Source organism: Isoptericola sp. b408 (assembly GCF_030588085.1).
In the GTDB taxonomy this organism is placed as follows: Bacteria; Actinomycetota; Actinomycetes; order Actinomycetales; family Cellulomonadaceae; genus Isoptericola; species Isoptericola sediminis.
The window spans coordinates 255,071-274,648 of record NZ_JAUQYQ010000003.1; the positions used below are offsets into that span (position 1 = coordinate 255,071).

Annotated in this window: 22 protein-coding genes and 1 pseudogene; 14 read left to right on the forward strand and 9 right to left on the reverse strand. The window is 70.1% G+C overall.

The genetic code is table 11. The features are described from left to right. Positions 1-22: 22 nt before the first annotated feature. A complete protein-coding gene (locus Q6347_RS09735) occupies positions 23-1,600 on the reverse strand; it encodes an acyl-CoA carboxylase subunit beta (RefSeq protein ID WP_304603498.1) in 1,578 nt (525 codons plus the stop codon). Between the two features lie 135 nt (positions 1,601-1,735). Between Q6347_RS09735 and Q6347_RS09740 the strand changes: the two genes are divergently transcribed. Both Q6347_RS09740 and Q6347_RS09745 read left to right on the forward strand, forming a co-directional pair. After that, positions 1,736-2,596, forward strand: coding sequence for a biotin--[acetyl-CoA-carboxylase] ligase (locus Q6347_RS09740; RefSeq protein ID WP_304607239.1), 861 nt, complete (start codon positions 1,736-1,738; stop codon positions 2,594-2,596). Positions 2,597-2,661: 65 nt separating this feature from the next. Continuing rightward, positions 2,662-3,702: an adenylate/guanylate cyclase domain-containing protein gene (locus tag Q6347_RS09745; RefSeq protein ID WP_171247464.1), complete on the forward strand. Its 1,041-nt coding sequence runs from the start codon at positions 2,662-2,664 to the stop codon at positions 3,700-3,702. 4 nt (positions 3,703-3,706) lie between these two features. On the opposite strand, the gene Q6347_RS09750 is transcribed toward Q6347_RS09745, so the two are convergent. Then, the gene (locus Q6347_RS09750) at positions 3,707-4,489 is read right to left on the reverse strand and encodes an SOS response-associated peptidase (RefSeq protein ID WP_304607240.1); all 783 of its coding nucleotides are present in this window, start codon (positions 4,487-4,489) and stop codon (positions 3,707-3,709) included. Between the two features lie 96 nt (positions 4,490-4,585). Between Q6347_RS09750 and Q6347_RS09755 the strand changes: the two genes are divergently transcribed. Genes Q6347_RS09755 through Q6347_RS09765 form a run of 3 tightly spaced genes read left to right on the forward strand, consistent with a single transcriptional unit; the run spans position 4,586 to position 7,858 of the window. Then, positions 4,586-5,815, forward strand: coding sequence for a multidrug effflux MFS transporter (locus Q6347_RS09755; RefSeq protein ID WP_171247466.1), 1,230 nt, complete (start codon positions 4,586-4,588; stop codon positions 5,813-5,815). Positions 5,816-5,871: 56 nt separating this feature from the next. Then, a complete protein-coding gene (locus tag Q6347_RS09760; protein WP_304607241.1) occupies positions 5,872-7,212 on the forward strand; it encodes an LCP family protein in 1,341 nt (446 codons plus the stop codon). Between the two features lie 28 nt (positions 7,213-7,240). Then, positions 7,241-7,858, forward strand: coding sequence for a LysE/ArgO family amino acid transporter (locus tag Q6347_RS09765; protein WP_304603801.1), 618 nt, complete (start codon positions 7,241-7,243; stop codon positions 7,856-7,858). A 205-nt stretch (positions 7,859-8,063) separates the two neighbouring features. On the opposite strand, the gene Q6347_RS09770 is transcribed toward Q6347_RS09765, so the two are convergent. After that, a complete protein-coding gene (locus Q6347_RS09770; protein WP_304607242.1) occupies positions 8,064-9,263 on the reverse strand; it encodes an aminotransferase class I/II-fold pyridoxal phosphate-dependent enzyme in 1,200 nt (399 codons plus the stop codon). A gap of 80 nt (positions 9,264-9,343) precedes the next feature. Beyond that, positions 9,344-9,880 carry a hypothetical protein gene (locus Q6347_RS09775; protein WP_304603503.1) on the reverse strand — a complete coding sequence of 179 codons (537 nt, stop codon included), beginning with the start codon at positions 9,878-9,880 and terminating at the stop codon, positions 9,344-9,346. 235 nt (positions 9,881-10,115) lie between these two features. Between Q6347_RS09775 and Q6347_RS09780 the strand changes: the two are divergent. Continuing rightward, positions 10,116-10,745 (forward strand): annotated as a pseudogene (locus Q6347_RS09780) (ATPase, T2SS/T4P/T4SS family); the annotation flags it as partial. A gap of 17 nt (positions 10,746-10,762) precedes the next feature. Here the strand turns inward: Q6347_RS09780 and Q6347_RS09785 are convergent. Beyond that, entirely contained in the window at positions 10,763-11,275 is a 513-nt protein-coding gene (locus tag Q6347_RS09785; RefSeq protein WP_304607243.1) for a hypothetical protein, read from the reverse strand. A 123-nt stretch (positions 11,276-11,398) separates the two neighbouring features. Here Q6347_RS09785 and Q6347_RS09790 point away from each other — a divergent pair, with 123 nt between their 5' ends. Both Q6347_RS09790 and Q6347_RS09795 read left to right on the forward strand, forming a co-directional pair. After that, complete coding sequence (locus tag Q6347_RS09790; protein ID WP_304607244.1) at positions 11,399-12,151, forward strand: hypothetical protein; 753 nt, start codon at positions 11,399-11,401, stop codon at positions 12,149-12,151. A gap of 4 nt (positions 12,152-12,155) precedes the next feature. Next, entirely contained in the window at positions 12,156-13,097 is a 942-nt protein-coding gene (locus Q6347_RS09795) for a hypothetical protein (RefSeq protein ID WP_304607245.1), read from the forward strand. Here the strand turns inward: Q6347_RS09795 and Q6347_RS09800 are convergent. From Q6347_RS09800 to Q6347_RS09815, 4 genes are all read right to left on the reverse strand, one after another. Beyond that, positions 13,080-13,697: a hypothetical protein gene (locus Q6347_RS09800; RefSeq protein WP_304607246.1), complete on the reverse strand. Its 618-nt coding sequence runs from the start codon at positions 13,695-13,697 to the stop codon at positions 13,080-13,082. The two genes, Q6347_RS09795 and Q6347_RS09800, sit on opposite strands and share 18 nt — an antisense overlap. A 75-nt stretch (positions 13,698-13,772) precedes the next feature. Beyond that, positions 13,773-14,678, reverse strand: a complete 906-nt coding sequence (locus tag Q6347_RS09805) for a hypothetical protein (protein WP_304607247.1) — start codon at positions 14,676-14,678, stop codon at positions 13,773-13,775. A gap of 127 nt (positions 14,679-14,805) precedes the next feature. Continuing rightward, complete coding sequence (locus tag Q6347_RS09810) at positions 14,806-15,441, reverse strand: hypothetical protein (RefSeq protein ID WP_304607248.1); 636 nt, start codon at positions 15,439-15,441, stop codon at positions 14,806-14,808. Between the two features lie 87 nt (positions 15,442-15,528). Then, positions 15,529-15,750, reverse strand: a complete 222-nt coding sequence (locus tag Q6347_RS09815) for a hypothetical protein (protein WP_304607249.1) — start codon at positions 15,748-15,750, stop codon at positions 15,529-15,531. A gap of 182 nt (positions 15,751-15,932) precedes the next feature. Between Q6347_RS09815 and Q6347_RS09825 the strand changes: the two genes are divergently transcribed. From Q6347_RS09825 to Q6347_RS09850, 6 genes are all read left to right on the forward strand, one after another. Next, positions 15,933-16,127: a hypothetical protein gene (locus Q6347_RS09825; protein ID WP_304603507.1), complete on the forward strand. Its 195-nt coding sequence runs from the start codon at positions 15,933-15,935 to the stop codon at positions 16,125-16,127. A 68-nt stretch (positions 16,128-16,195) separates the two neighbouring features. Next, positions 16,196-16,546 (forward strand): TadE/TadG family type IV pilus assembly protein, encoded by a 351-nt coding sequence (locus Q6347_RS09830; RefSeq protein WP_304603508.1) that lies wholly within the window; start codon positions 16,196-16,198, stop codon positions 16,544-16,546. A gap of 68 nt (positions 16,547-16,614) precedes the next feature. Next, positions 16,615-17,025, forward strand: coding sequence for a pilus assembly protein (locus Q6347_RS09835; protein ID WP_304607250.1), 411 nt, complete (start codon positions 16,615-16,617; stop codon positions 17,023-17,025). A gap of 26 nt (positions 17,026-17,051) precedes the next feature. Next, positions 17,052-17,477 (forward strand): hypothetical protein, encoded by a 426-nt coding sequence (locus tag Q6347_RS09840; RefSeq protein WP_304607251.1) that lies wholly within the window; start codon positions 17,052-17,054, stop codon positions 17,475-17,477. A 98-nt stretch (positions 17,478-17,575) separates the two neighbouring features. Continuing rightward, on the forward strand, positions 17,576-18,988 hold the full coding sequence (locus Q6347_RS09845) for a ferredoxin reductase family protein (RefSeq protein WP_304607252.1): 1,413 nt from the start codon (positions 17,576-17,578) through the stop codon (positions 18,986-18,988). A 6-nt stretch (positions 18,989-18,994) separates the two neighbouring features. Beyond that, a complete protein-coding gene (locus Q6347_RS09850) occupies positions 18,995-19,573 on the forward strand; it encodes an FMN-binding protein (RefSeq protein WP_304607253.1) in 579 nt (192 codons plus the stop codon). Positions 19,574-19,578: the final 5 nt, after the last annotated feature.

Below are 19,578 nucleotides of genomic sequence, written 5' to 3' on the forward strand. Positions count from 1 at the left end.
TCGATCTTCTCAGACACGTCCCTCACAGGGGGATGTTGCCGTGCTTCTTCGGCGGCAGGCTGGCGCGCTTGGTGCGCAGGGCACGCAGCGACCGGACCACCTGGACGCGGGTCTCCGAGGGGCGGATCACCGCGTCGACGTAACCGCGCTCGGCCGCGTCCCACGGGTTGACGATCGCGTCGGTGTACTCGTCGGTGAGCCGGGTCCGCTCGGCCTCGACGTCCTGCCCGTCCGCCGCCGCGGTCTTCAGCGCCCGCCGGTGCAGGATGTTCACGGCCCCCGAGGCGCCCATGACGGCGATCTGCGCCGTCGGCCACGCGAGGTTGACGTCGGCGCCCAGCTGCTTGGACCCCATGACGATGTACGCCCCGCCGTACGCCTTGCGGGTGATCACGGTGACCAGCGGCACCGTCGCCTCGGCGTAGGCGTAGATGAGCTTGGCGCCGCGGCGGATGATGCCGTCGTGCTCCTGGCCGACACCGGGGAGGAACCCCGGCACGTCGACGAAGGTCAGGACCGGGATGTTGAACGCGTCGCAGGTGCGCACGAAGCGGGCGGCCTTCTCCGAGGCGGCGATGTCCAGGGTGCCGGCCATCGACTGCGGCTGGTTGGCGATGACCCCGACGCTCTGACCCTCGACGTGGCCGAACCCGACGAGCACGTTCTGCGCGTACAGCGGCTGCACCTCGAGGAACGAGTCCGGGTCCAGGACCGTCTCGATCACCGTGCGCATGTCGTACGGCTGGTTGTCGCCGTCCGGGACGATCGCGTCCAGCGCCTCGTCGTCCGGCGTGGCCTCCAGCGCGGTCTCCTCCTCGGGCGGGAACGTGGGCGCGTCCGAGAGGTTGTTCTGCGGCAGGTACCCCACCAGGTGGCGCACGTAGTCGATCGCGTCGTCCTCGTCGGCACCCAGGTAGTGCGCGACGCCGGAGGTGGCGTTGTGCGTGTGCCCGCCGCCGAGCGTCTCGAAGTCCACGTCCTCGCCGGTGACGGTCTTGATGACGTCCGGGCCGGTGATGAACATGTTCGACGTCTGGTCGGCCATGACGATGAAGTCGGTCAGCGCCGGGGAGTACACGGCGCCGCCGGCGCTCGGCCCCAGGATGAGCGAGATCTGCGGGACGACGCCCGAGGCCGCGACGTTGCGGCGGAACATCTCGGCGAACTGCGTCAGCGCGGCCACACCCTCCTGGATGCGGGCCCCGCCGCCGTCGGAGATGCCGATGATCGGCACCCCGATCCGCAGCGCGAGGTCCTGGACCTTGGCGATCTTCTCGCCGTGCACCTCGCCGAGGGACCCGCCGAAGACGGTGAAGTCCTGGGAGAACACGCAGACCTGGCGGCCGTCGATGGTGCCGTGGCCGACCACGACACCGTCGCCGGGCAGGCGCTTGCTGTCCATGCCGAAGTTGCGGCTGCGGTGCATCGCCAGGGCGTCCAGCTCGGTGAAGCTGCCCCCGTCGAGCAGGTCGTCGATGCGCTCGCGTGCGGTCTTCTTGCCGCGCGCGTGCTGCTTGGTGCGGGCGTTCTCCTCGGGCTCGGTGACCGCGGCCGCGCGGCGTCGGTCGAGCTCGGCGAGCTTCTCGGCAGTGGTCTTCACACTGGCGACCCTAGGACTCCCCGGCGCGTGGGGCGATGCGCGACAGGCCGTGTCGACCCCGGTGATCTTGGAGGATTCCTACAATCCGCCCCCGGACGGTCCCGAGAACCCGCCGCGAGGCACCACGATGGAGACATGACGCGCCCACCTCTCGACGTCGCCGCGCTGCGACCCGCCCTGCTCGCCCCGACCGGACCTCTCGCCCGGGTCGACGTGGTGGAGACCGCCGCGTCGACCAACAGCGACCTCGTCGCCCGCGCCCGCGCCGGGTCGCAGATCCCCGCGGCGCTCGTCGCCGAGCACCAGCAGGCGGGGCGCGGTCGGGCCGGCAGGGCGTGGCAGACGCCGCCGCGGGCGGCGCTGACGGTGTCGTTCCTGCTGCGTCCCCAGGTCCCGGCCGACGAGCTCGGCTGGGTGCCGCTGCTGACCGGGCTGGCCCTGGCGCGCACCCTGCGCGCCGAGGGGGTCTCGGCGTGGGTCAAGTGGCCCAACGACGTCCTCCTGCCGGCCCCCTCGGAGTGCGAGGGACTCGGCCGTCACCGCAAGGTCGCGGGTGTCCTGGCCGAGGTGGTGCCGGACGCCGCCCCGACCGGTGCCGGGGAGGGGCAGGAAGGCACCGCCGTCGTGGTGGGCGTGGGGCTCAACGTGGACCAGTCGGTCGACGAGCTGCCGGTGCCGGCCGCGACGTCGTTGGCGCTCGCGGGGCAGGAGCTCGACCGCGGTGAGCTGCTCGTCGGGCTCACGGGGGAGCTCTTCACGCTGGTCGCCCGCTGGGAGGCCACCGGGGGCGACGCGGTCGAGGCCGGGCTCGCGGGGGAGTACGCCGAGGTCAGCGCCACGCTCGGCCGGGCCGTGCGGGCCGAGCTCGCGGGCGGTGGCGACGTCGTCGACGGCGAGGCCGTCCGGGTGGCCGACGACGGGGCGCTCGTCCTGGCCACGGCCGCCGGGGAGCGGGTCGTCACCGCGGGCGACGTGCACCACCTGCGCGCGGTCTGAGTCCCGGCGAGGACCGCCCCCGGACGTCCAGGTTCCGCACAGGTGACCCCCGTTACAGTGGCCCCGTGACGAGCCAGACCTCCCCCGACCCGCGTGATCGCACCGCTCAGGAGCGTGCCGACACGGCCCGCCGCACCGACGAGGCCATCCTGGGCGGGCCGCGGGTGTACACGCTGGCCGACCTCGTGGCGGGGACGGGGCTCTCCACGGAGTTCGTCGAGAACTACTGGCGCTGGCTGGGTCTGCCGGTCACCCACCCGGAGGAGGCGCGCTTCACGGCCGCCGACATGGAGTCGCTGCGCGAGATCGGCACCCTCATCGAGGAGGGCCAGCTCGACCAGCAGGCGCAGATGACCCTCGTCCGGTCCCTGGGGCACACCTCGGACCGCCTGGCGCTGTGGCAGGTGGAGGCGTTCGTCGAGCACCTGGGTCGTCGCTACGCCCTGGACGACGTCAGCGCGCGCCTAGCCGCGGTGGACCGGATCCCCGGGTTCGCCGACGTGCTGGCCCGCCAGCTCGAGCACGCCTGGCGCCGCCAGCTCGCCGCGCTCATGGGCCGGTTCGCCACCGAGTTCGGCAGCTCGAACGAGGCCCGGCTGCCGGGTGACCAGCTGCCGCTGCGTCGGGCGATCGGTTTCGCCGACATCGTGTCGTTCACCAAGCGCACGGCCGGCCTCGGGTCGCAGGAGCTGTCCGAGTACGTCCAGCTCTTCGAGTCCCGGGCCCGGGACGTCATCACCGAGGCCGGCGGTCGCGTGGTCAAGACGATCGGGGACGCCGTGCTGTTCGTCGCTGACGACGTCGCCACGGGCGCCGAGTGCGCCCTCGGGCTGGCCGCGCCCCACTCCACCGACGAGATCCCCGTGCGCGTCGGGTTCGTCTGGGGGCGCGTGCTGTCGCGGTTCGGCGACGTGTTCGGCCCGGACGTGAACCTGGCCTCGCGCATCTCGGAGCTGGCCGAGCCGGCGACCGTGCTCGTCGACCCGCCGACGGCCGCCCTGCTGGCCTCGTCGGCGCGCTACGCCCTGACGGCGCAGGCGCCGCGGGAGGTCCAGGGCCTGGGCGAGATCACCCCGGTGCGCCTGCAGCGCGCCTACACCGGCTGAGGCCTCAGAGCAGCACCGGCTCGGGGTCCCGCGGCTCCGGGTCGGGGTCGATGAGTCCCTCGTCGTCGAACCGGACGTTCCCCACGCGCGGTCCGATCGGCCGGGTGTGCATCGGTGCCGAGGGGTTCTCCAGGAGGGCGCTCGCGTGCTCGGCGTCGACGGACGGGTCGAGCCACGCGTCCCACGCCTGCCGCGGCAGGGCCACCGGCATCCGGTCGTGGATGCGTTCGAGGCCGTCCGCCGCCGCGGTGGTGATGACGGTCGTGGAGACGAGCCACCGGTCGGGGTCGTCGTCGGCGCGGGTGCGGTCCCGCCAGAACTCGTAGAGCCCCGCGAAGGCGGCGACCTCACCGTCGGCGGGCCGGATCCAGTACGCCTGCTTCGGGGTCCTGCGGGTGCCGGGCGGAGCCTCGAGCCTCCGCCACTCGTAGTACCCGTCGGCGGGGACCAGGCAGCGCCGGACCCCCAGCGGCTTGGCGAACGCGGACTTCTCCAGGAGGGTCTCGCGGCGGGCGTTGATCATGCGGGCGCCGATCCCGGGGTCCTTCGCCCAGGAGGGGACGAGCCCCCACCGGGCCACCTGCAACGTGCGGGTGATCTCCCCGGCGGTGGTGCCGCCGTCGGGCAGGGGTTCGCGCCGGGGACGTTCGACGACGATCCGCACCGGGTCGGTCGGGGCGACGTTCCAGCGCGGCCCGAGCAGGCGGGCGTCGTCCGCGATCTCGGCGACGGCGAGCTCGTCGGCGAGGTCCTGGGCGTCGGTGAAGGAGGCGAAGCGGCCGCACATGAGGTCATCGTCCCCCGGACCGCCGACATCGGCGGTGAGAGGGGTCACGGCGAGCGGCCCTCGTGATCGTCGTATCGTTTCGATAGCATGAAGCCCATGCCCGAGAAGACCACCGTGCTCCAGCGCGCCCGCTCGCCGTTCCGCTGGATCCTCATGCTCGGTGCTCTCGCGGCCCTGCCGGCCTTCACGGTCGACATGTACCTGCCGTCGCTGCCCGAGGTCGCCGACGACCTCGGCTCCACGGCCTCCTACGCCCAGCTGTCCGTCTCGGTGATGCTCATCGGCGGCGCCGCCGGCCAGCTCGTCATCGGGCCGCTCTCGGACCGGTTCGGACGCCGCGCCCCGCTCGTGTGGGGGCTGGCGCTGCACGTGGTGACCTCGCTGCTGTGCGCCCTGGCGCCCACGATGTCGGCACTCATCGTCCTGCGGCTGCTGCAGGGATTCTTCAACGCCGCCTGCACCGTGGCCGCGATGGCCGTGGTGCGCGACCGCTTCGTCGGGGCGGAGGCCGCCCGCATCCTGTCGCGGCTCATGCTCATCATCGGCGTGGCGCCGATGCTCGCGCCGACCTTCGGCTCCGCGGTCGCCGCCGCCGCGGGCTGGCGCTGGGTCTTCGCCGTCCTCGCGGTCGGCGGTGCGAGCCTGGCCGTGGTCGTCTGGCGCGCCATGCCCGAGACGCTGCCGGCGGCACGCCGCCAGCCCGGCGGAGCCGGCAGCGTGCTGCGCGGCTACCGGGACCTGGTGCGCGACCGGCACTTCATGGGGCTCGCGGTCCTGCCCGGCCTCGGCCAGGCCGTGCTCATGAGCTACGTCGTCGGCTCGCCGTTCGTCTTCCAGGAGTACTACGGCCTCAGCCACACCCAGTTCTCCCTCCTCTTCGCCCTCAACGGCCTCGGCCTGGTCGTCTCGGCCCAGATCAACGCCGCCCTGGTGCGCCGGGTCGCGCCGATCCGCCTGCTGCGGGCCGCGCTGGTGCTGCAGGGCGTGTTCGCCGTGGGGCTGGTCGTGGTCGCGCGGACGGAGTTCGGGGGCCTGCTGGGCCTGCTGGCGCTGCTGTGGATCGTGCTCGCCTTCCAGGGGCTCATCCCCGCCAACGCCTCGGCGATCGCGCTGTCCCGCCACGGTGAGCGGGCCGGGTCCGCGGCCGCCGTCATCGGCGCCGTGCAGGCCGGGACCGCCGGTGCCGTCTCGCCGCTCGTCGGTGTCCTCGGCGGTGACGCCGTCGCGATGACCACGGTCATGCTCGGGGCGTGGACCGCGGCGATCTGCGTGCTCGCCTTCGCCACGCCCGCCTTCCGCCGTGGCGGGTGGGTCCACCTCGCCTGAGCCCGGGACACGCCGTCGACCGCCCGTGCGAGGAGGCGTCGGTCTAGGGTGACAGGGTGAAGGAATCCAGTCCCCGGCATCTCGGGCACCTTGCCGGGCACCCGGTACTGCGCTGGGTCGCCCTGGGGGTGACCGCGGTCCTCGCGCTGGTCGGAGCGGCATCGATCGCCGCGTACGTCGACCTCAAGTCGCAGATCGAGGTCTCCGACGTCGACGCGTTGATCGGCCGGCAGCGACCGGAACGCGACCCGGTGGCCGCGGCCTCCGACGAGCCGGCCGACCCGAGCGACCCCTTCGCCGGGCAGGACCGGAACATCCTGGTCATGGGGACCGACTACCGCGACGCGGAGAACGCCGAGATCGCCGGCTCCGGGGACGAGTTCCACTCCGACAGCACGCTGGTGATGCACATCAGCGGCGACCGGACCCGCATCGAGGCGATCTCCATCCCACGCGACTCGCTCGTGGACATCCCGGCCTGCCCCCGGCCCGACGGCAGCTCCACCGCGCCCCAGAGCAACGCGATGTTCAACACCGCGTTCTCCCTGGGCGGCGGACCGGAGCAGGACCTCACCGCGGCCGCGGCCTGCACGCTCCTGACCGTCGAGTCGCTCACCGGCCTGACGATCGACGACCACGTCGTGGTCAAGATGGCCGGCGTGGTGGACATCGTCGACGCCCTCGGTGGGGTGCCGATGTGCCTGCCGGAACCGGTGATCGGCGACTCGCGGTACAGCGACCTGGAGCTCGACGCCGGACGCCAGGTGCTGGACGGTGAGACCTCGATCCAGTTCCTGCGGGTGCGCAAGGGCGAGGGCATGGGGCTCGAGCTGGGCAGCGACCTGCGGCGCATCGAGCGTCAGCAGGCGTTCGTGGACTCCATGCTCCGCGAGGTCCTCGACCAGAACCTCATCACCAACACCCCGAAGCTGTACCGGATGGTGCGGGCGTCGCTGAAGTCGATGTCCACCAGCCCGGAGCTGGCGAGCCCCAGCGCGCTGGCCGGTCTGGCCTGGAGCCTGCGCAACGTCGACCCGTCCAGCATCGTCTTCGAGTCGGTCCCGGTGGTCGAGGCCCCCACCGACGCCAACCGCGTGGTCTGGACCCACGAGGCGGCCGACCTGTGGCAGCGGTTCGCCGACGACGTCCCGCTGCACGGCGAGCCCACGCCCACACCCACGCCGAGCGACTCGCCCGAGGACGGCGTGGTCGAGGCGGAGACCACCGCCGACGAGGGCACCGGGTCGGCAGGCTCCGACGGCGCGGTCGACGAGTCCGGTGACGGCGCCGGCGGGGGTGGCCAGGGCGGCACCGTGAGCGCGGACAACCCCGGCACCTCCGACCCCTCGCCGAGCCCGTCGCCCAGCCCGTCGCTGCTGCCCGGCGTGTGCAGCTGAGCGACGGCTTCGTCGTCGCGTGCCCGGTGTGCTGGTCCTCCTCTCGGGTTTCGGTCTCGGGCTGTCCCTGATCCTGGCCATCGGCGCCCAGAACGCGTTCGTGCTGCGCCAGGGGGTGCGCCGCGAGCACGTCGGCGTCGTGGTGCTCGTGTGCGCCGCCTCCGACGCCGTGCTGTACGCGGCCGGGGGAGCGGGCCTCGGGGCCCTGGTGGAACGGAACCCCGTGGTCGTCGACGTCGCCCGGTGGGCGGGTGCCGCCGTCGTGCTCGGGTACGGGGCGCTCGCCGCCCGGCGGGCGCTGCGCGGCGAGGAGGGACTGCGCGTTGCCACCGACGGCGCGTCCGGTGACGAGGGGCGGCGCCTGCGCCCCGTGCTGCTCACGGCCCTCGCGCTGACCTGGCTCAACCCGCACGTCTACCTGGACACCGTGGTGCTGCAGGGGTCGGTGGCCGCCACCTACGGCGACGACCGCTGGCTGTTCAGCGCCGGTGCCGTGCTCTCCAGCATCGTGTGGTTCACCGCGCTGGGCTACGGCGCCCGCCTGCTGGCACCGGTGCTGCGCCGGCCGGGGGCGTGGCGGGTGGTCGACGGCGTCATCGCGGTGATCATGGTGGCCGTCGCGGTCTCGCTGGTCGCCGGCGCCTGACCCCGCTTCGCCCGGTCCCGTCCCAGCCCGCCGCGTCGCTCAGGTCGCCACGTCGCCCGGGTCGTACCTTCCGTCACGTGGTCGTACCCCGCGGGTACGACCACGTGACGGAAGGTACGACCTCGGCAGGGGTCAGGGTCGGTCCCTGCCGAGTCAGGACCGTGTGCCGCGGGTCAGGGCGATCCGCGGCGAGTCAGGACGCGGGTCAGCGGGTCAGCGCGGCCAGCCGCTCGATGCCGTCGCGCAGCACCTCGGGCTGCTTGACGAACGTGAACCGCACCCGGGAGCGCATCGTCTGCGCCGCCGTCGACCCGGGGCGGCAGAACGCCGAGACCGGCACGCCGACCACCCCGACCAGCTCGGGCAGCCGCAGGCACAGGTCGTGGCCGTTGGTGAAGCCGAGCGGCGCGCCGTCGGCCACCACGAAGTAGGTGCCCTGCGGGACGACAACGTCGAACCCGGCCCGCTCGAGGCCCGCGCAGAGCAGGTCACGGCGTTCCGCCAGGGAGTCCGCCAGGGCGCGGGGGGTCTCCTCGTCGGCCAGCGCGAGGGCGATCGCCGGCTGGAACGCCGACCCCGAGGTGTAGGTCATGAACTGCTTGAGCGTGCGCACCGCCGTGATGAGGTCCGCGGGGCCGTGCATCCACCCGACCTTCCAGCCGGTGAGGCTGAACGTCTTGCCCGAGCTCGACACCGTCAGCGTCCGCTCGGCCATCCCTGGCAGCGTGGCGATCGGGACGTGCACGGCGTCGTCGAACACCAGGTGCTCGTAGACCTCGTCGGTGAGCACGAGGGTGTCGCGCTCGCGGGCAAGGGAGGCGACCTGCTCCAGCTCGGCGCGGGTGAGCACGGTGCCGGTCGGGTTGTGCGGGGTGTTGACCAGGATCATCGCCGTGCGCTCGGTCGCGGCGGCACGCAGGGCGTCGGCGTCCAGGCGCAGGTCGGCGGTGAGCGGCACGGGGACGTGGGTGGCGCCGGCCATGGCGATCGCTGCGGCGTGGGAGTCGTAGAAGGGCTCGAGGGTGATGACCTCGTCGCCCGGCCCGGTCAGGGCGAGGATCGCGGCCGTGAGCGCCTCGGTCGCCCCGGTGGTCGCCAGGACCTCGGTGTCCGGGTCGACGTCGAGGCCGTAGCGGCGGCGCTGGTGGTCGGCGATGGCGTGGCGGAGCTCGGGCACGCCGTCGCCGGGGGCGTACTGGTTGCGGCCGGCGTCGATGGCGGCCTTGGCGGCCTCCTTGACGTAGTCCGGGCCGTCGACGTCGGGGAAGCCCTGGCCGAGGTTGACCGCGCCGGTGCGGTTCGCCAGCACCGTCATCTCGGCGAAGATCGTCTGGGCGATCGTCCCGTCGTCGGAGAGCAGGCCGGTGGCGGCGGCGACCTGGCGCCACCGAGGTGTGGACGTCATGCAGGCGACACTACCGACGGGTCGAGAGAACTGTGGTGGTGAGCGGCCGCGGCCGCGCGTCGGACGCCTGCGGCGAGGCGTCAGTCCATCGCACGCCCATCGGCGGTGTTCATGCCGTTCTCCCTGAGCCGTCGGACCAGGCTGCGCCGCCGCCATCGCCTCGTGGGGACGATCAGAGTGAGCCCGAAAGCGACCCAGATGACTCCAGGAGCGATCAGGCTGCCGTCAGCCGTGGTCCCGGCGCCGGTCGTGATCCTGATGAGGCCGTCGACGAGGAGCCCGATCCCGAGAAGGACGATGATCGCACCGATCCCGAGGAGGAGTCCGGAGAGCACACGCTTCCAGGCAGGCATGTCCAGCCAGAGTTCGTGACGGAGGTCTTCGTCGCGGTCCAGGTTCGTCTCCGTCTGGATTCGTCGCAACTCCTCGGCGATCCGACGATCCAGCACACCGGTGGCCTGACCTTGCTCCGCCAACGTCCCGCGGAGTGTGGCGAGCCGTTGCAGCCTGTGGAGCTTCCGGGCGGAGAACTCGCCGGACCATGCCCTCGAGAGCAGCGCGAGGATGGGGGCGGCGATCGCCGCGACCCCCGCCAGCAACGTCGCGAACGTGGTCACGTCCACAAGAAGCCACGCTAGTCAGCGTCGGCTCAGCTCGCTCGTGACCCGCGACTCCGGATGAAACCTGGGAGCCGGGGGCGCCGGCTCTGTCCACCGATCCGTTGACCGGCGTTGTCCACAGGGTGGATGGCCCCAGGCGCAGCGGGCGGGAACTTCGCTACGCTCGGTCGCGCTTGAGTGGATTTGCCCGATTGACCCCGACGGAGAGGTTCCACGGGTGGACGCCGACGTTCTGACCCACGACGAGGCGGGCAGCCTGCTGACCGGCGAGGTCCGCGAGCTCGTGCGCCGCCGTGGCATCGACCCGGTGACCGATCGCCACGGACTCGACCGCCTGGTCGGGGAGGCCGTGGCCGACTACGGGGACCGGGCCACCCTCGGGGTCGTTCCGCCGCTGGTCGACCCGGCTGCCACCACTCGTGCGCTCATCGACACCTTCGGCGGGTTCGGTCCGTTGCAGCCCTACCTCGACGATCCGGAGATCGAGGAGATCTGGATCAACAACCCGGCCCAGGTGTTCGTCGCGCGTCGCGGAGTCAGCGAGCTGACGACGACGCTGCTCACGGGCCAGCAGGTCCGGGACCTCGTCGAACGGATGCTCAAGTCCTCGGGGCGCCGGCTCGACCTGAGCTCGCCGTTCGTCGACGCCACCCTGCCTGGCGGCGAGCGCCTGCACGTGGTGATCCCGGACGTCACCCGCGAGCACCTGGCTGTCAACATCCGCAAGCACGTCGTGCGTGCCCACCACCTCGACCACCTCGTCCGCCTCGGCTCCCTGACGACGCACGCTGCCGCCTTCCTCGACGCGGCCGTCCGCGCGGGGGCCAACATCCTGGTCTCCGGCGCCACCCAGGCTGCACGCTAAACGGTGTATTAGATCTACTTGGACGCCTTCTTCTTTTTCGCGTCCTTCGAGTCCTTGACTTCCTCGAAATGGCCTGGCGGGAGCATCATCCACATTACTCCAGCAGCGTCGATGACGAACACGCGAAGCTCCTCGACGCCTGTGGGCGAATCAAACGTGTATCTACGGGTCTCGTTGACCCCTAGCGAACCGTCAGAACTTGCCTTAAGGTGAGTAGGCATCCCGGCGGGTGTGTTGGCTGCTCCAACGGCCGTTTTCCCAAGGATCCACGCCGACCGCAGCGGTGCAGATGAGTCGTTCCGTATGATCCACTCGCGGAAGTGTTTGGCACGGGACGGCGCCCTTGATTGCGGTTCGTCTGTCACCTCGCGGAAGTGAACCCCTTGAATCTGCTGCCTGCGTAGTGACGCCTCTGCAGCTCTGCGATCCCGCCGTTCGAAGAACCACAGCACGCCAGGGACCAGCGCTCCGAGGCCCCCGACCCACTCGCCGACAGTTCCCCACTCGACCCCGCTGAAGCACGCCATACGGCGAGGATACTGCGCTCTGTGTCGGGCGCCCCGTAGTCAACCGCCGAGTTGCCTCACTCTGGTCCAAGATTCACCCGGCAGTGTCGCTCGTTCGGTGTGTCCCATCTGTAGGATGAAGTAGTGACGAATAAGCGTTTCAGGTTCTATGTGTTCGTGGGCAACGATGGTCGGCAGTTGTCCACGGCGTGGTATTTCTGGGCTGACGCAACTTCGTTCTATCTGATAAACGTTGACATAGGCGGCTTGAAGATTAGTCTGCATGGACACGATCGTCGCTATCTCGGTGAGCAGCACTACCGTGTTCAACCAATGAATGGCAAGCATGATATCCGAAGAACTAGTTCGGTGCTGCTTGTGGCTCCCCGCAGAGGCTGGCCGCTTACGTTCAGTGGTCGGAGCACTGGCGATGGCGAATTGGTGATCCGGATTCGGATCACACATGCCGCGACCTGTTTGTCGGAATCACCGACTCCCGTACCTGACAGACCAAGTAGCGCCAAGATCGCGCTTCCGGCCAACTTGGGTGGCTGGGCCAATGACCTTGAGTTGACTTTCTCGCAGGTTCCCCAGGGCTGGCAGCCCGCCAACACCCATGACGAGTGGATCAGTGTTGAGCATGCGGGCACCACGGCCTACATCGGAAGGCACCAGCCTGGCTTCATGATCTGCAACGCTCAAGGAGCGGTTCTTCGGGCCAACTCGCGTCGGCGCTGGACTGACTGGTACCCGACGCCTCCGCATCTCTGCACTCCACCGCCCGAGGGTCGGTCGAGTGATCAGCGGGTCGTCGCCGTCGACGTCGAAGAAGACGGCGTGCTCTGGATCGTGGAACAGGCCACAGCGCGCGTCGCTTCGGACAGCGGTCTACGCTGAAACGATGACTGACTCATTACTTCATTCCCTCCGTCATCACGTACTCGACGAGTCTCAGCCAATCGCAGGATTGCTGCGCAAGTGCCTGATGCTAGGTGCCGAAACCGGTTCCGATGCGCTCCGAGGCTGGGCTCGGCGAGAGCTTGACGGCTACGACGATGCCGATGAGATTCCTGCGTACCGAAAGATCGGCGTTCCCATCAAGATGTCGTCACAAAGCGGATCCACCGTGATGCAGGGGCAGATTATTGACCGGCTTCAAATGCCGCAGAAGTGCTGGGAGTGGGTGCCTGAGAAGCTCGAATTGACGCAGCCCGTAGCGGAACTTGAAGAACTGGCGCAGCGCGAAACGCTGGCTTTCGCGAACTCCGGACTTCATCATGCTCAGGACTTATGGAACGCAGAACTCGGTCCGTATCAGTCCATAATCAATCTTTCGTACACGACGACCGGGTCGGCGTTGGCAGGCGTGCTCAGTCAAATCCGGACGCACTTGGTCGACGTGGTAGCCGACCTCACGGCCGACACGCCCCTTGCTGAACTCCCTGGTAAAGAGGAGGTAGACGCTGCCGTGAGCAACCGGATTGGGCAGGCCCGTGACGTGTATCAGACGACCGTTCACCAGGCGAGCGGGCCGGTCGCCGTTGGAACCGAGGCTTCTGCTACTGCGGAGGGTATGACGGTCGCCGACGTCGTGAGGCTCTTGGACAAGGTTCAGGAGATGGCAGGCGAGGTCGAGGCGAGCCAGCAGACCGCCTTGATCGATGCCGTCGCTGAGCTACGAGAAGCGGTTGCCAAGGGCACGCCCGACACCGGCGACGTGGTCAAGAAGGCGGGCAAACTTCGGCAGATCGCGGAGAAGGCCGGGACCTCCTCTGTGTCTGCTGCGGTAGCCACGGCAACGCAGGTTGTCATCAGCATGGCGATGTCAGGAGCGTTCGGGTAGGCACCCGGCCCGTTGCGCGGGCCAGGGTCCGTGCGAGCCGCTGGGAGCAACCTCGCACCCCTCAGTGACACAAGAAGGCCCGGCACCCTGGGGTGCCGGGCCTCCTGCCAGTCGCTGCGGTGTCAGCCTACGGACGGCTGATCGCGTTGAAAAGGGTGGGCTCCCATAAGAGTTGAAGGGCTGACCGGTCGTGGCCCACGTGGCCATCTCGTCCACCTCGTCGGCCTGGACGATCGCGTCGATCAGGGCCTGGGCCGCCGTGTGCACGTTGGCGCGGGCCTGGTCGTGCTGGGTCTGCCAGGTCGGGTCGGCCGCGACCGTCAGGTACTCGCGGTGGTAGTCGGCCGAGATCAGGCTGGCCTGGTCCTGGGCCGTGTCCAGGAACGCCCGGGCAGCGTTGCGGCGAGCCACCACCGCGTCGTAGTTCGGCGTCGGGTCGGTGGGGTACTCGCCGGTGTCGCGCAGGATCTGCGCGGCCCTGCGCCGGTCGGCCTGCTTGGCCTCGACCACCGCGGCCGAGCCGTCGCCGGTCGCGTCCAGGTCCTTGACCGCGGCCTTGTACTTGGCCTTGAACTGATCCCACTCGTCGCCGCCAGGCATGATTACCTAGGCGACCTCCGTGGAACGCGACGTCTTGGTGGCCTGGCGAGGTTCTCTCAACCTCGCAGCAAGTCCCTAGCGAGGCTCGTGTCCGCGGCTCCTCAGCAGTTGCTTGAGTCGCTTCTCCCAGCCGCCCTGGTGAACGACGCGGTCGTATTCAGCGTCCGGGTCAGCTAGCAGATCGACTCGTGGACGCTTGCTGAGCTGCGCCCAATCCTCGTACATGAGGTAGAGAGCGTTGCCATAGTTCAGGCACTCGAGGGCGACGAGCTCCTCGCGGAACATGAAGCCGAAGTAGCGAGAGAACCCGCCTTCACCAACGACCGTCTTGTCCGGGTTCATCTTCCGGATCGCCTCGAATCGCCCCTTCGCCTCCCTGACGCGCGGCGAGGAAGACTTCACGCCCAGCCGTTCGACGACTCGTTCAAACGTCGCCTCGCCCTCCGGCAGGATCTTCCAGTCCACAAACTGCGTATCTAGCCAACTGGCAACGCTCACGTCCGTCGCCACGACTGACGCGTGCGTCCCGGCGTTCTCCCGGATGAGTGAGCAGGCCAGCAATAGGTCACGCTCTTCGTAGTTGTCCTTCTGGAAGACGCGGTCGACGCGAAACCCAACCGTCACCTTGCCGTCGATCGGGTCCTGCACGTCGATCAGTATCGGCAGTTGCTGTCCGTGCCAGGTTTCCTTTCGGTAGACATCCCTGGTCCAAGTAACGATGTGCTCGCCCTTGCTCGGGTCGCCAAAGTCGGGGGCTAACCAGCCACCCATGGTCTTCGGCTGCTTAGGGAGGTCTTTCCTCGTGACCTCCCGGCCGTTCGCGTTGTAATTCGACCAGCGACCCACACTTGGAGGAGGCACGATCGCAGAGTCGAACTGGACCTGCCCGCCGTCCCAGCCGATTCCGAGGTGCTTCAGGCGACCAGCAGCTAGGTCAGCCGTGCCGAACGCCCTCGTGGCACCGACGTAGAACGTGTCCATCGTCAGGCTCGCGATCTGCTCGCTGACGATCTGGGGAACATTCCGATATCCCGGCATCCGACAACCGTCCCTTCGACTAGGTCCTGCTCTTGAGCCTTACACGGGCCACCGACATTTGCTAAACACGTCACGTCCCTAGGCCGAGCCAGGCAGCCAGCACGAGCACGGCCACCCCTCCGAGGACAGTGAGGACGAACGTTGCGGTGTGGTCACGCCAGGTGCGGGCAAGCCACTTTGACTCGACCTCGCGCGACGCGGCTTCACTCAGGACATGACCGCTTGCCTGCGGTTCCTCGACGCCTTCGCCGATCTGGTGCTGCTTCTCCTCGACGCCTGCCTCCAGTTCAATCTTCTCGAAGGCAGTCTGAGCAGCGCGCTCCAAACCTGCACACAGGACTCGCTTGCTCGCACTGACGGTGACTTGTAGGTGACGGTCACCGTTGTAGATCTCGAAGTAGAACACCTGGGCTCGAGCCTGCGGGATGGGCAGGATGCCTTCCGATGTATCGACGACCTCGATTACCTGGCTCAGTCTCTCCGGATAGAACTCGTGCTCCTCGGCCGCTTCCCGGGCCTCTTGCAAGCTGCCTCGATGCAACTCGCTCCCTGACGAGTCAACGACGTTCAGCATGCCCGGCCTCACGTCACCCGGTACGTCGTCCAGGGCCCCAATGATCTTCCGCTGGACCACGTCGAAGGCCGCCCAAGTGCTGTACTGCTTGGGCAACCGCGCTTCCACCGTTGCCTTGAAGACATCCTCCACGGTACCGACTCGCCTCTCGCTCGTCCTTGACGTCCCAGCGCAAAGGCTGGCACAAGTCCCCGACAGCGTGACGACTCTTTCACCCGCTCACGGCGTGTCGTAGTACCCAGGCTGGTCCGAACCTTCGACAAACTCGGCGATCACGCCTGTACCCCTCGAGGTCTCGACCTGCTCGTCGGTGATCCGGTACACCGCAGGTGGCCTACGGAGCTTGCCCTCGTAGATGATCTGGCCCGAGACGCTAGGCGCGTAGTAGGTCTGCTGGTCGTAGGGACCGCCACGCAGCCGAACGAGGATTTTGTCGTCCATTCGGACAGTCTCGGGCGGGTCGGCTCAGCTCGCGATTCGGAAAGTCATGGGAGGGAACACCGCCTGACGGGCACCATGGTGCCGGTGGTCTTCCTCATCCTGCCGATCACGGTCGTCTTCGCCGTCTTCCCCTCCCTGGCCACGTTGCAGATCGGTCTGTGACCTCGACGAAAGGATGCTCCATGACCACCAACCCGCCCGACAGCACGCGCTCCCGGCACCTGCCCGAGGCCGACGACCCGGAACGCGGCGACGTCCCCGGCTGGGTTCTCGTCACGCTCATGACGGCAGGTCTGGTCGTCGCGCTCTGGGCACTGGCGGGTCCGCTGCTCGAGGACGCCTTCACCCAGGCGATCGAGAGCGTCACGGGTCTGTGACGTCCGGGTCATGGGCACGAGCCGATGGCTCGGCGGCCGGCCGGTCCGACGGTGAGCGCGGCTCGGCGGTGGCGGAGTTCGCCCTCGTCTCGGCGCTGCTCGTGGCGCTCTTCCTCGGCGTCGTGCAGGTCGCGCTCGCGTTGCACGTCCGGGCCGTCGCGATCGATGCGGCGGCTGAAGGCGCACGGCTGGCGGCGCGGACCGACCACGACCTCGGTGCCGGTGCCCAGCGGACCCGGGACCTGCTCGCGTCGGCGCTGAGCGAGCGGTACGCGGGCGACGTCGTGGTCGGCACGACGAGGCGCGGTGGACTGGACCTCGTCCGCGTCACGGTCACCGCGCCGCTGCCCGTGGTGGGTCTGCTCGGCCCGTCAGGTGCGATGACCGTCGAGGGGCATGCCGTGGACGAGTCGGCATGACCGGGCGTCCAGACGGCCCCGACGACCCCGAGTCGTCACCGACCGGATCTGGGGAGGAAGGTGCCGCCGTGGTCGAGTTCCTGGGAGTGGGTGTGCTGCTGCTCGTCCCGCTCGTGTACCTGGTCGTCACCGTCGGCCAGATCCACGCCGCGGGGTTCGCCGTCGAGGGCGCGGCCCGGGACGCCGCGCGGGCGGTGGTGACCGCCGAGTCGTCGGCGACCGGTGCCGCACGTGCTCGGGCGGCGACGGAGGTGGCTCTGGCAGATCAGGGCTTCGTCGTCGACGGCGCCGATGTCCTGGAGCTCGAGTGCTCGGCGAACCCGTGCCTGACACCGGGGGCGACGGTCGGCGTGCGGGTCCGTGTCGAGGTGCCGCTGCCGTTGGCGCCGCCCGCGCTGCAGGACTGGGTGCCGCTGAGCATCCCGGTCGAGGCGGCCCACGTCGCACCGGTCGAGGAGCACGTCGGGACCCGGCCGTGACGGCGGCACGCGAGGAAGGGCGGATCATGCTGCTCACCGCGGGCTTCGTCGCGGTGGGGCTGATGCTGGTCGGCATGGTGGCCTCGGCCGCGTCCGTGCACCTGGACCGCAAGCACCTGTTCGACCTGGCGGACTCGTTGGCGGTGGCCGGTGCCGACTCGATGACCCGGGAGACGTACTACGGGGAGGCGATGGCCCCGGACGGGTCGGGCGTGCTGACCTTGACGGACGACGGCGTGCGCACCGCCGTGGCCGAGCACCTGGCCGTGCAACCGGCATCCTCGGCCCCAGGACTGCGCGGCGTGAGGGTGCAGGAGGCCGCCACGCCGGACGGCCGCAGCGCCCGCGTGAACCTGATCGCCACCTCCCACCCGCCGTTGATTCGTTGGTTCACCGACGCCTTCGGTGGGGGCATCACCGTGACTGCCACGGCAACGGCACGGGCAGGTTGAGCAGGTTCTGTCGTTCGCCGGCGTCCGACGCCGCGATCCCCAGGCAATTCGTAGGTTCGTCGCAGGCTCTCCCCGGGTAGGCCGCGCACTGTGGACCTATGACAGCGACGACGAGCCACCCCGGCCCTTCCGTCCCGTTCGTGGCGGACCGGCACCCTGCGCGGTCCCGCGTCCGGCGGGACGCGGCCGTCCGGTACGTCGCCGTCGCAGCGCTGTGGCTCGCGCTGCTCGGTGTCGACTGGATGTGGGCCGCCGACGGCGGTCTGCAGGCTCTCACGGCCTGGGACACCGCGTTGACCTCGCTCGGGCAGATCACGGGACTGGCGTCGGCGGCGCTGCTGCTCGCCCAGGTGCTGCTCATGGCCCGGGTGCCCGCGCTGGAGGCGGCATTCGGGCGCGACCGGCTCGTGAGCATCCACCGGCTGGTCGGCCTGTGGTCGTTCAACCTGCTCGTCGCCCACCTCGTCCTCATCACCTGGGGGTACGCCGCCGGGAGCATCACTGCGTGGCCCGCGACGTTCTGGGAGCTGATGTGGCAGTACCCGGGCATGCTGCTGGCCGTCGGCGCGACCGTGGCGCTGGTGCTGGTCGTGGTCACCAGCGTGCGGGCCGCCCGACGCCGGCTGCGCTACGAGTCGTGGCACCTGCTGCACCTGTACGGGTATCTCGGGGCGGCGCTCGCCCTGCCGCACCAACTCTGGACCGGTCAGCAGTTCCTGGCCCGCCCCGCCGTCACGGCCGTGTGGTGGACGGTGTGGGCGTTGGTCTTCGCCGCCGTCCTCGTGTGGCGGGTCGCGCTGCCGGCCTGGCGCACCTGGCGTCACCAGATCCAGGTCACCGGCGTCGTGCCGGAGGCGCCCGGCGTGGTGTCCGTGCACCTGACGGGCCGGCGCCTGCACCGACTGGTCGAGCCCGGGCAGTTCCTGGTCTGGCGGTTCCTGGGCCGGCAGGGCTGGACCCGGGGCAAGCCGTACTCGGTCTCCAGCGCCCCGACGTCCCGCTCCGCCCGCGTGACGGTCGCCGCCGTCGGCCCGGCCAGCACCGCGGCCGCCGACCTGCAGCCGGGCACCCGCGTCGTCGTCGAGGGAGCCTACGGCCGCCTCACCCGCCGCGCGCGCACCCGGCGCAAGGTGCTGCTGATCGGTGCGGGCTCCGGGCTCGCACCGCTGCGCGCGCTGGCCGAGGGCCTGGACTACGCACCCGGGGAGGCCGTGCTCATCGAGCGGTACCGCGAGCACCCGCTGTTCGCGGCCGAGCTCGACCACCTCGCCGCCACCCGGGGCCTGGGGGTGGTGCGGCTGCCCGGACGACGCCGGGCCGACGGCTCGTGGGTCGGGCCCGGGTTCGACGGGGACGACGACGAGCGGGTCCTGCGCGGCTGGGTGCCCGACGTCGCCGAGCGCGACGTGTACGTCTGCGGGCCGCCCGCGTGGACGCAGAGCGTCCGCGAGGCCGCCCTCGCTGCCGGCGTCCCCGCCGCGCAGATCCACAGCGAAGACTTCGGATGGTGACGCGAGATGAAGAAGATCGTCCTCTGGGTGCTGTCGACGGTCACCGTCCTGGTCCTGCTGCTGGGCTACCGCACCTCGACCGACCCTGACGCGCTGAGCACCTCGACGTCGGTGGTGCAGGCGGCGACCGGGACGTCGGGGTCGACGAGCAGCCCCGGGTCGACCAGCAGCACCACCGGTGACGGGGGCGGGTCTCCCGGCTCCGGCTCGACCGACACCTCGAACGGGTCCGGGTCCTCGAACGGCAACGGGGGATCGTCCGGCTCCGGCAGCTCCGGCTCCTCGGGGTCGTCCTCCTCCGGGACGGCGAGCACGACGGCGTCCGGCGACGTCGTCCAGACCCGGTGGGGCCCGCTGCAGGTGGAGATCACCGTCGAGAACGGGGAGATCACGGCCGTCGACGTCCCTGTGTACCCGGACGACAACGGCAAGGACCGGCAGATCAACGGGTACGCGCTGCCGGTGCTCGTCCAGGAGACGCTCGACGCCCAGAGCGCCTCGATCGACATGGTCAGCGGCGCCACCGTGACGAGCACGGGGTACACGCAGTCGCTGCAGAGCGCGCTCGACCAGGCGGGGCTGTGAGCGGC

Bases quoted from the DNA above. Each gene is read 5' to 3' on its own strand.
- Q6347_RS09740 (WP_304607239.1), top strand. From the start codon at position 1,736: ATGACGCGCCCACCTCTCGACGTCGCCGCGCTGCGACCCGCCCTGCTC.
- Q6347_RS09750 (WP_304607240.1), bottom strand. From the start codon at position 4,489: ATGTGCGGCCGCTTCGCCTCCTTCACCGACGCCCAGGACCTCGCCGAC.
- Q6347_RS09755 (WP_171247466.1), top strand. From the start codon at position 4,586: ATGCCCGAGAAGACCACCGTGCTCCAGCGCGCCCGCTCGCCGTTCCGC.
- Q6347_RS09770 (WP_304607242.1), bottom strand. From the start codon at position 9,263: ATGACGTCCACACCTCGGTGGCGCCAGGTCGCCGCCGCCACCGGCCTG.
- Q6347_RS09785 (WP_304607243.1), bottom strand. From the start codon at position 11,275: ATGGCGTGCTTCAGCGGGGTCGAGTGGGGAACTGTCGGCGAGTGGGTC.
- Q6347_RS09795 (WP_304607245.1), top strand. From the start codon at position 12,156: ATGACTGACTCATTACTTCATTCCCTCCGTCATCACGTACTCGACGAG.
- Q6347_RS09800 (WP_304607246.1), bottom strand. From the start codon at position 13,697: ATGCCTGGCGGCGACGAGTGGGATCAGTTCAAGGCCAAGTACAAGGCC.
- Q6347_RS09805 (WP_304607247.1), bottom strand. From the start codon at position 14,678: ATGGACACGTTCTACGTCGGTGCCACGAGGGCGTTCGGCACGGCTGAC.
- Q6347_RS09815 (WP_304607249.1), bottom strand. From the start codon at position 15,750: ATGGACGACAAAATCCTCGTTCGGCTGCGTGGCGGTCCCTACGACCAG.
- Q6347_RS09825 (WP_304603507.1), top strand. From the start codon at position 15,933: ATGACCACCAACCCGCCCGACAGCACGCGCTCCCGGCACCTGCCCGAG.
- Q6347_RS09840 (WP_304607251.1), top strand. From the start codon at position 17,052: ATGCTGCTCACCGCGGGCTTCGTCGCGGTGGGGCTGATGCTGGTCGGC.
- Q6347_RS09845 (WP_304607252.1), top strand. From the start codon at position 17,576: ATGACAGCGACGACGAGCCACCCCGGCCCTTCCGTCCCGTTCGTGGCG.
- Q6347_RS09850 (WP_304607253.1), top strand. From the start codon at position 18,995: ATGAAGAAGATCGTCCTCTGGGTGCTGTCGACGGTCACCGTCCTGGTC.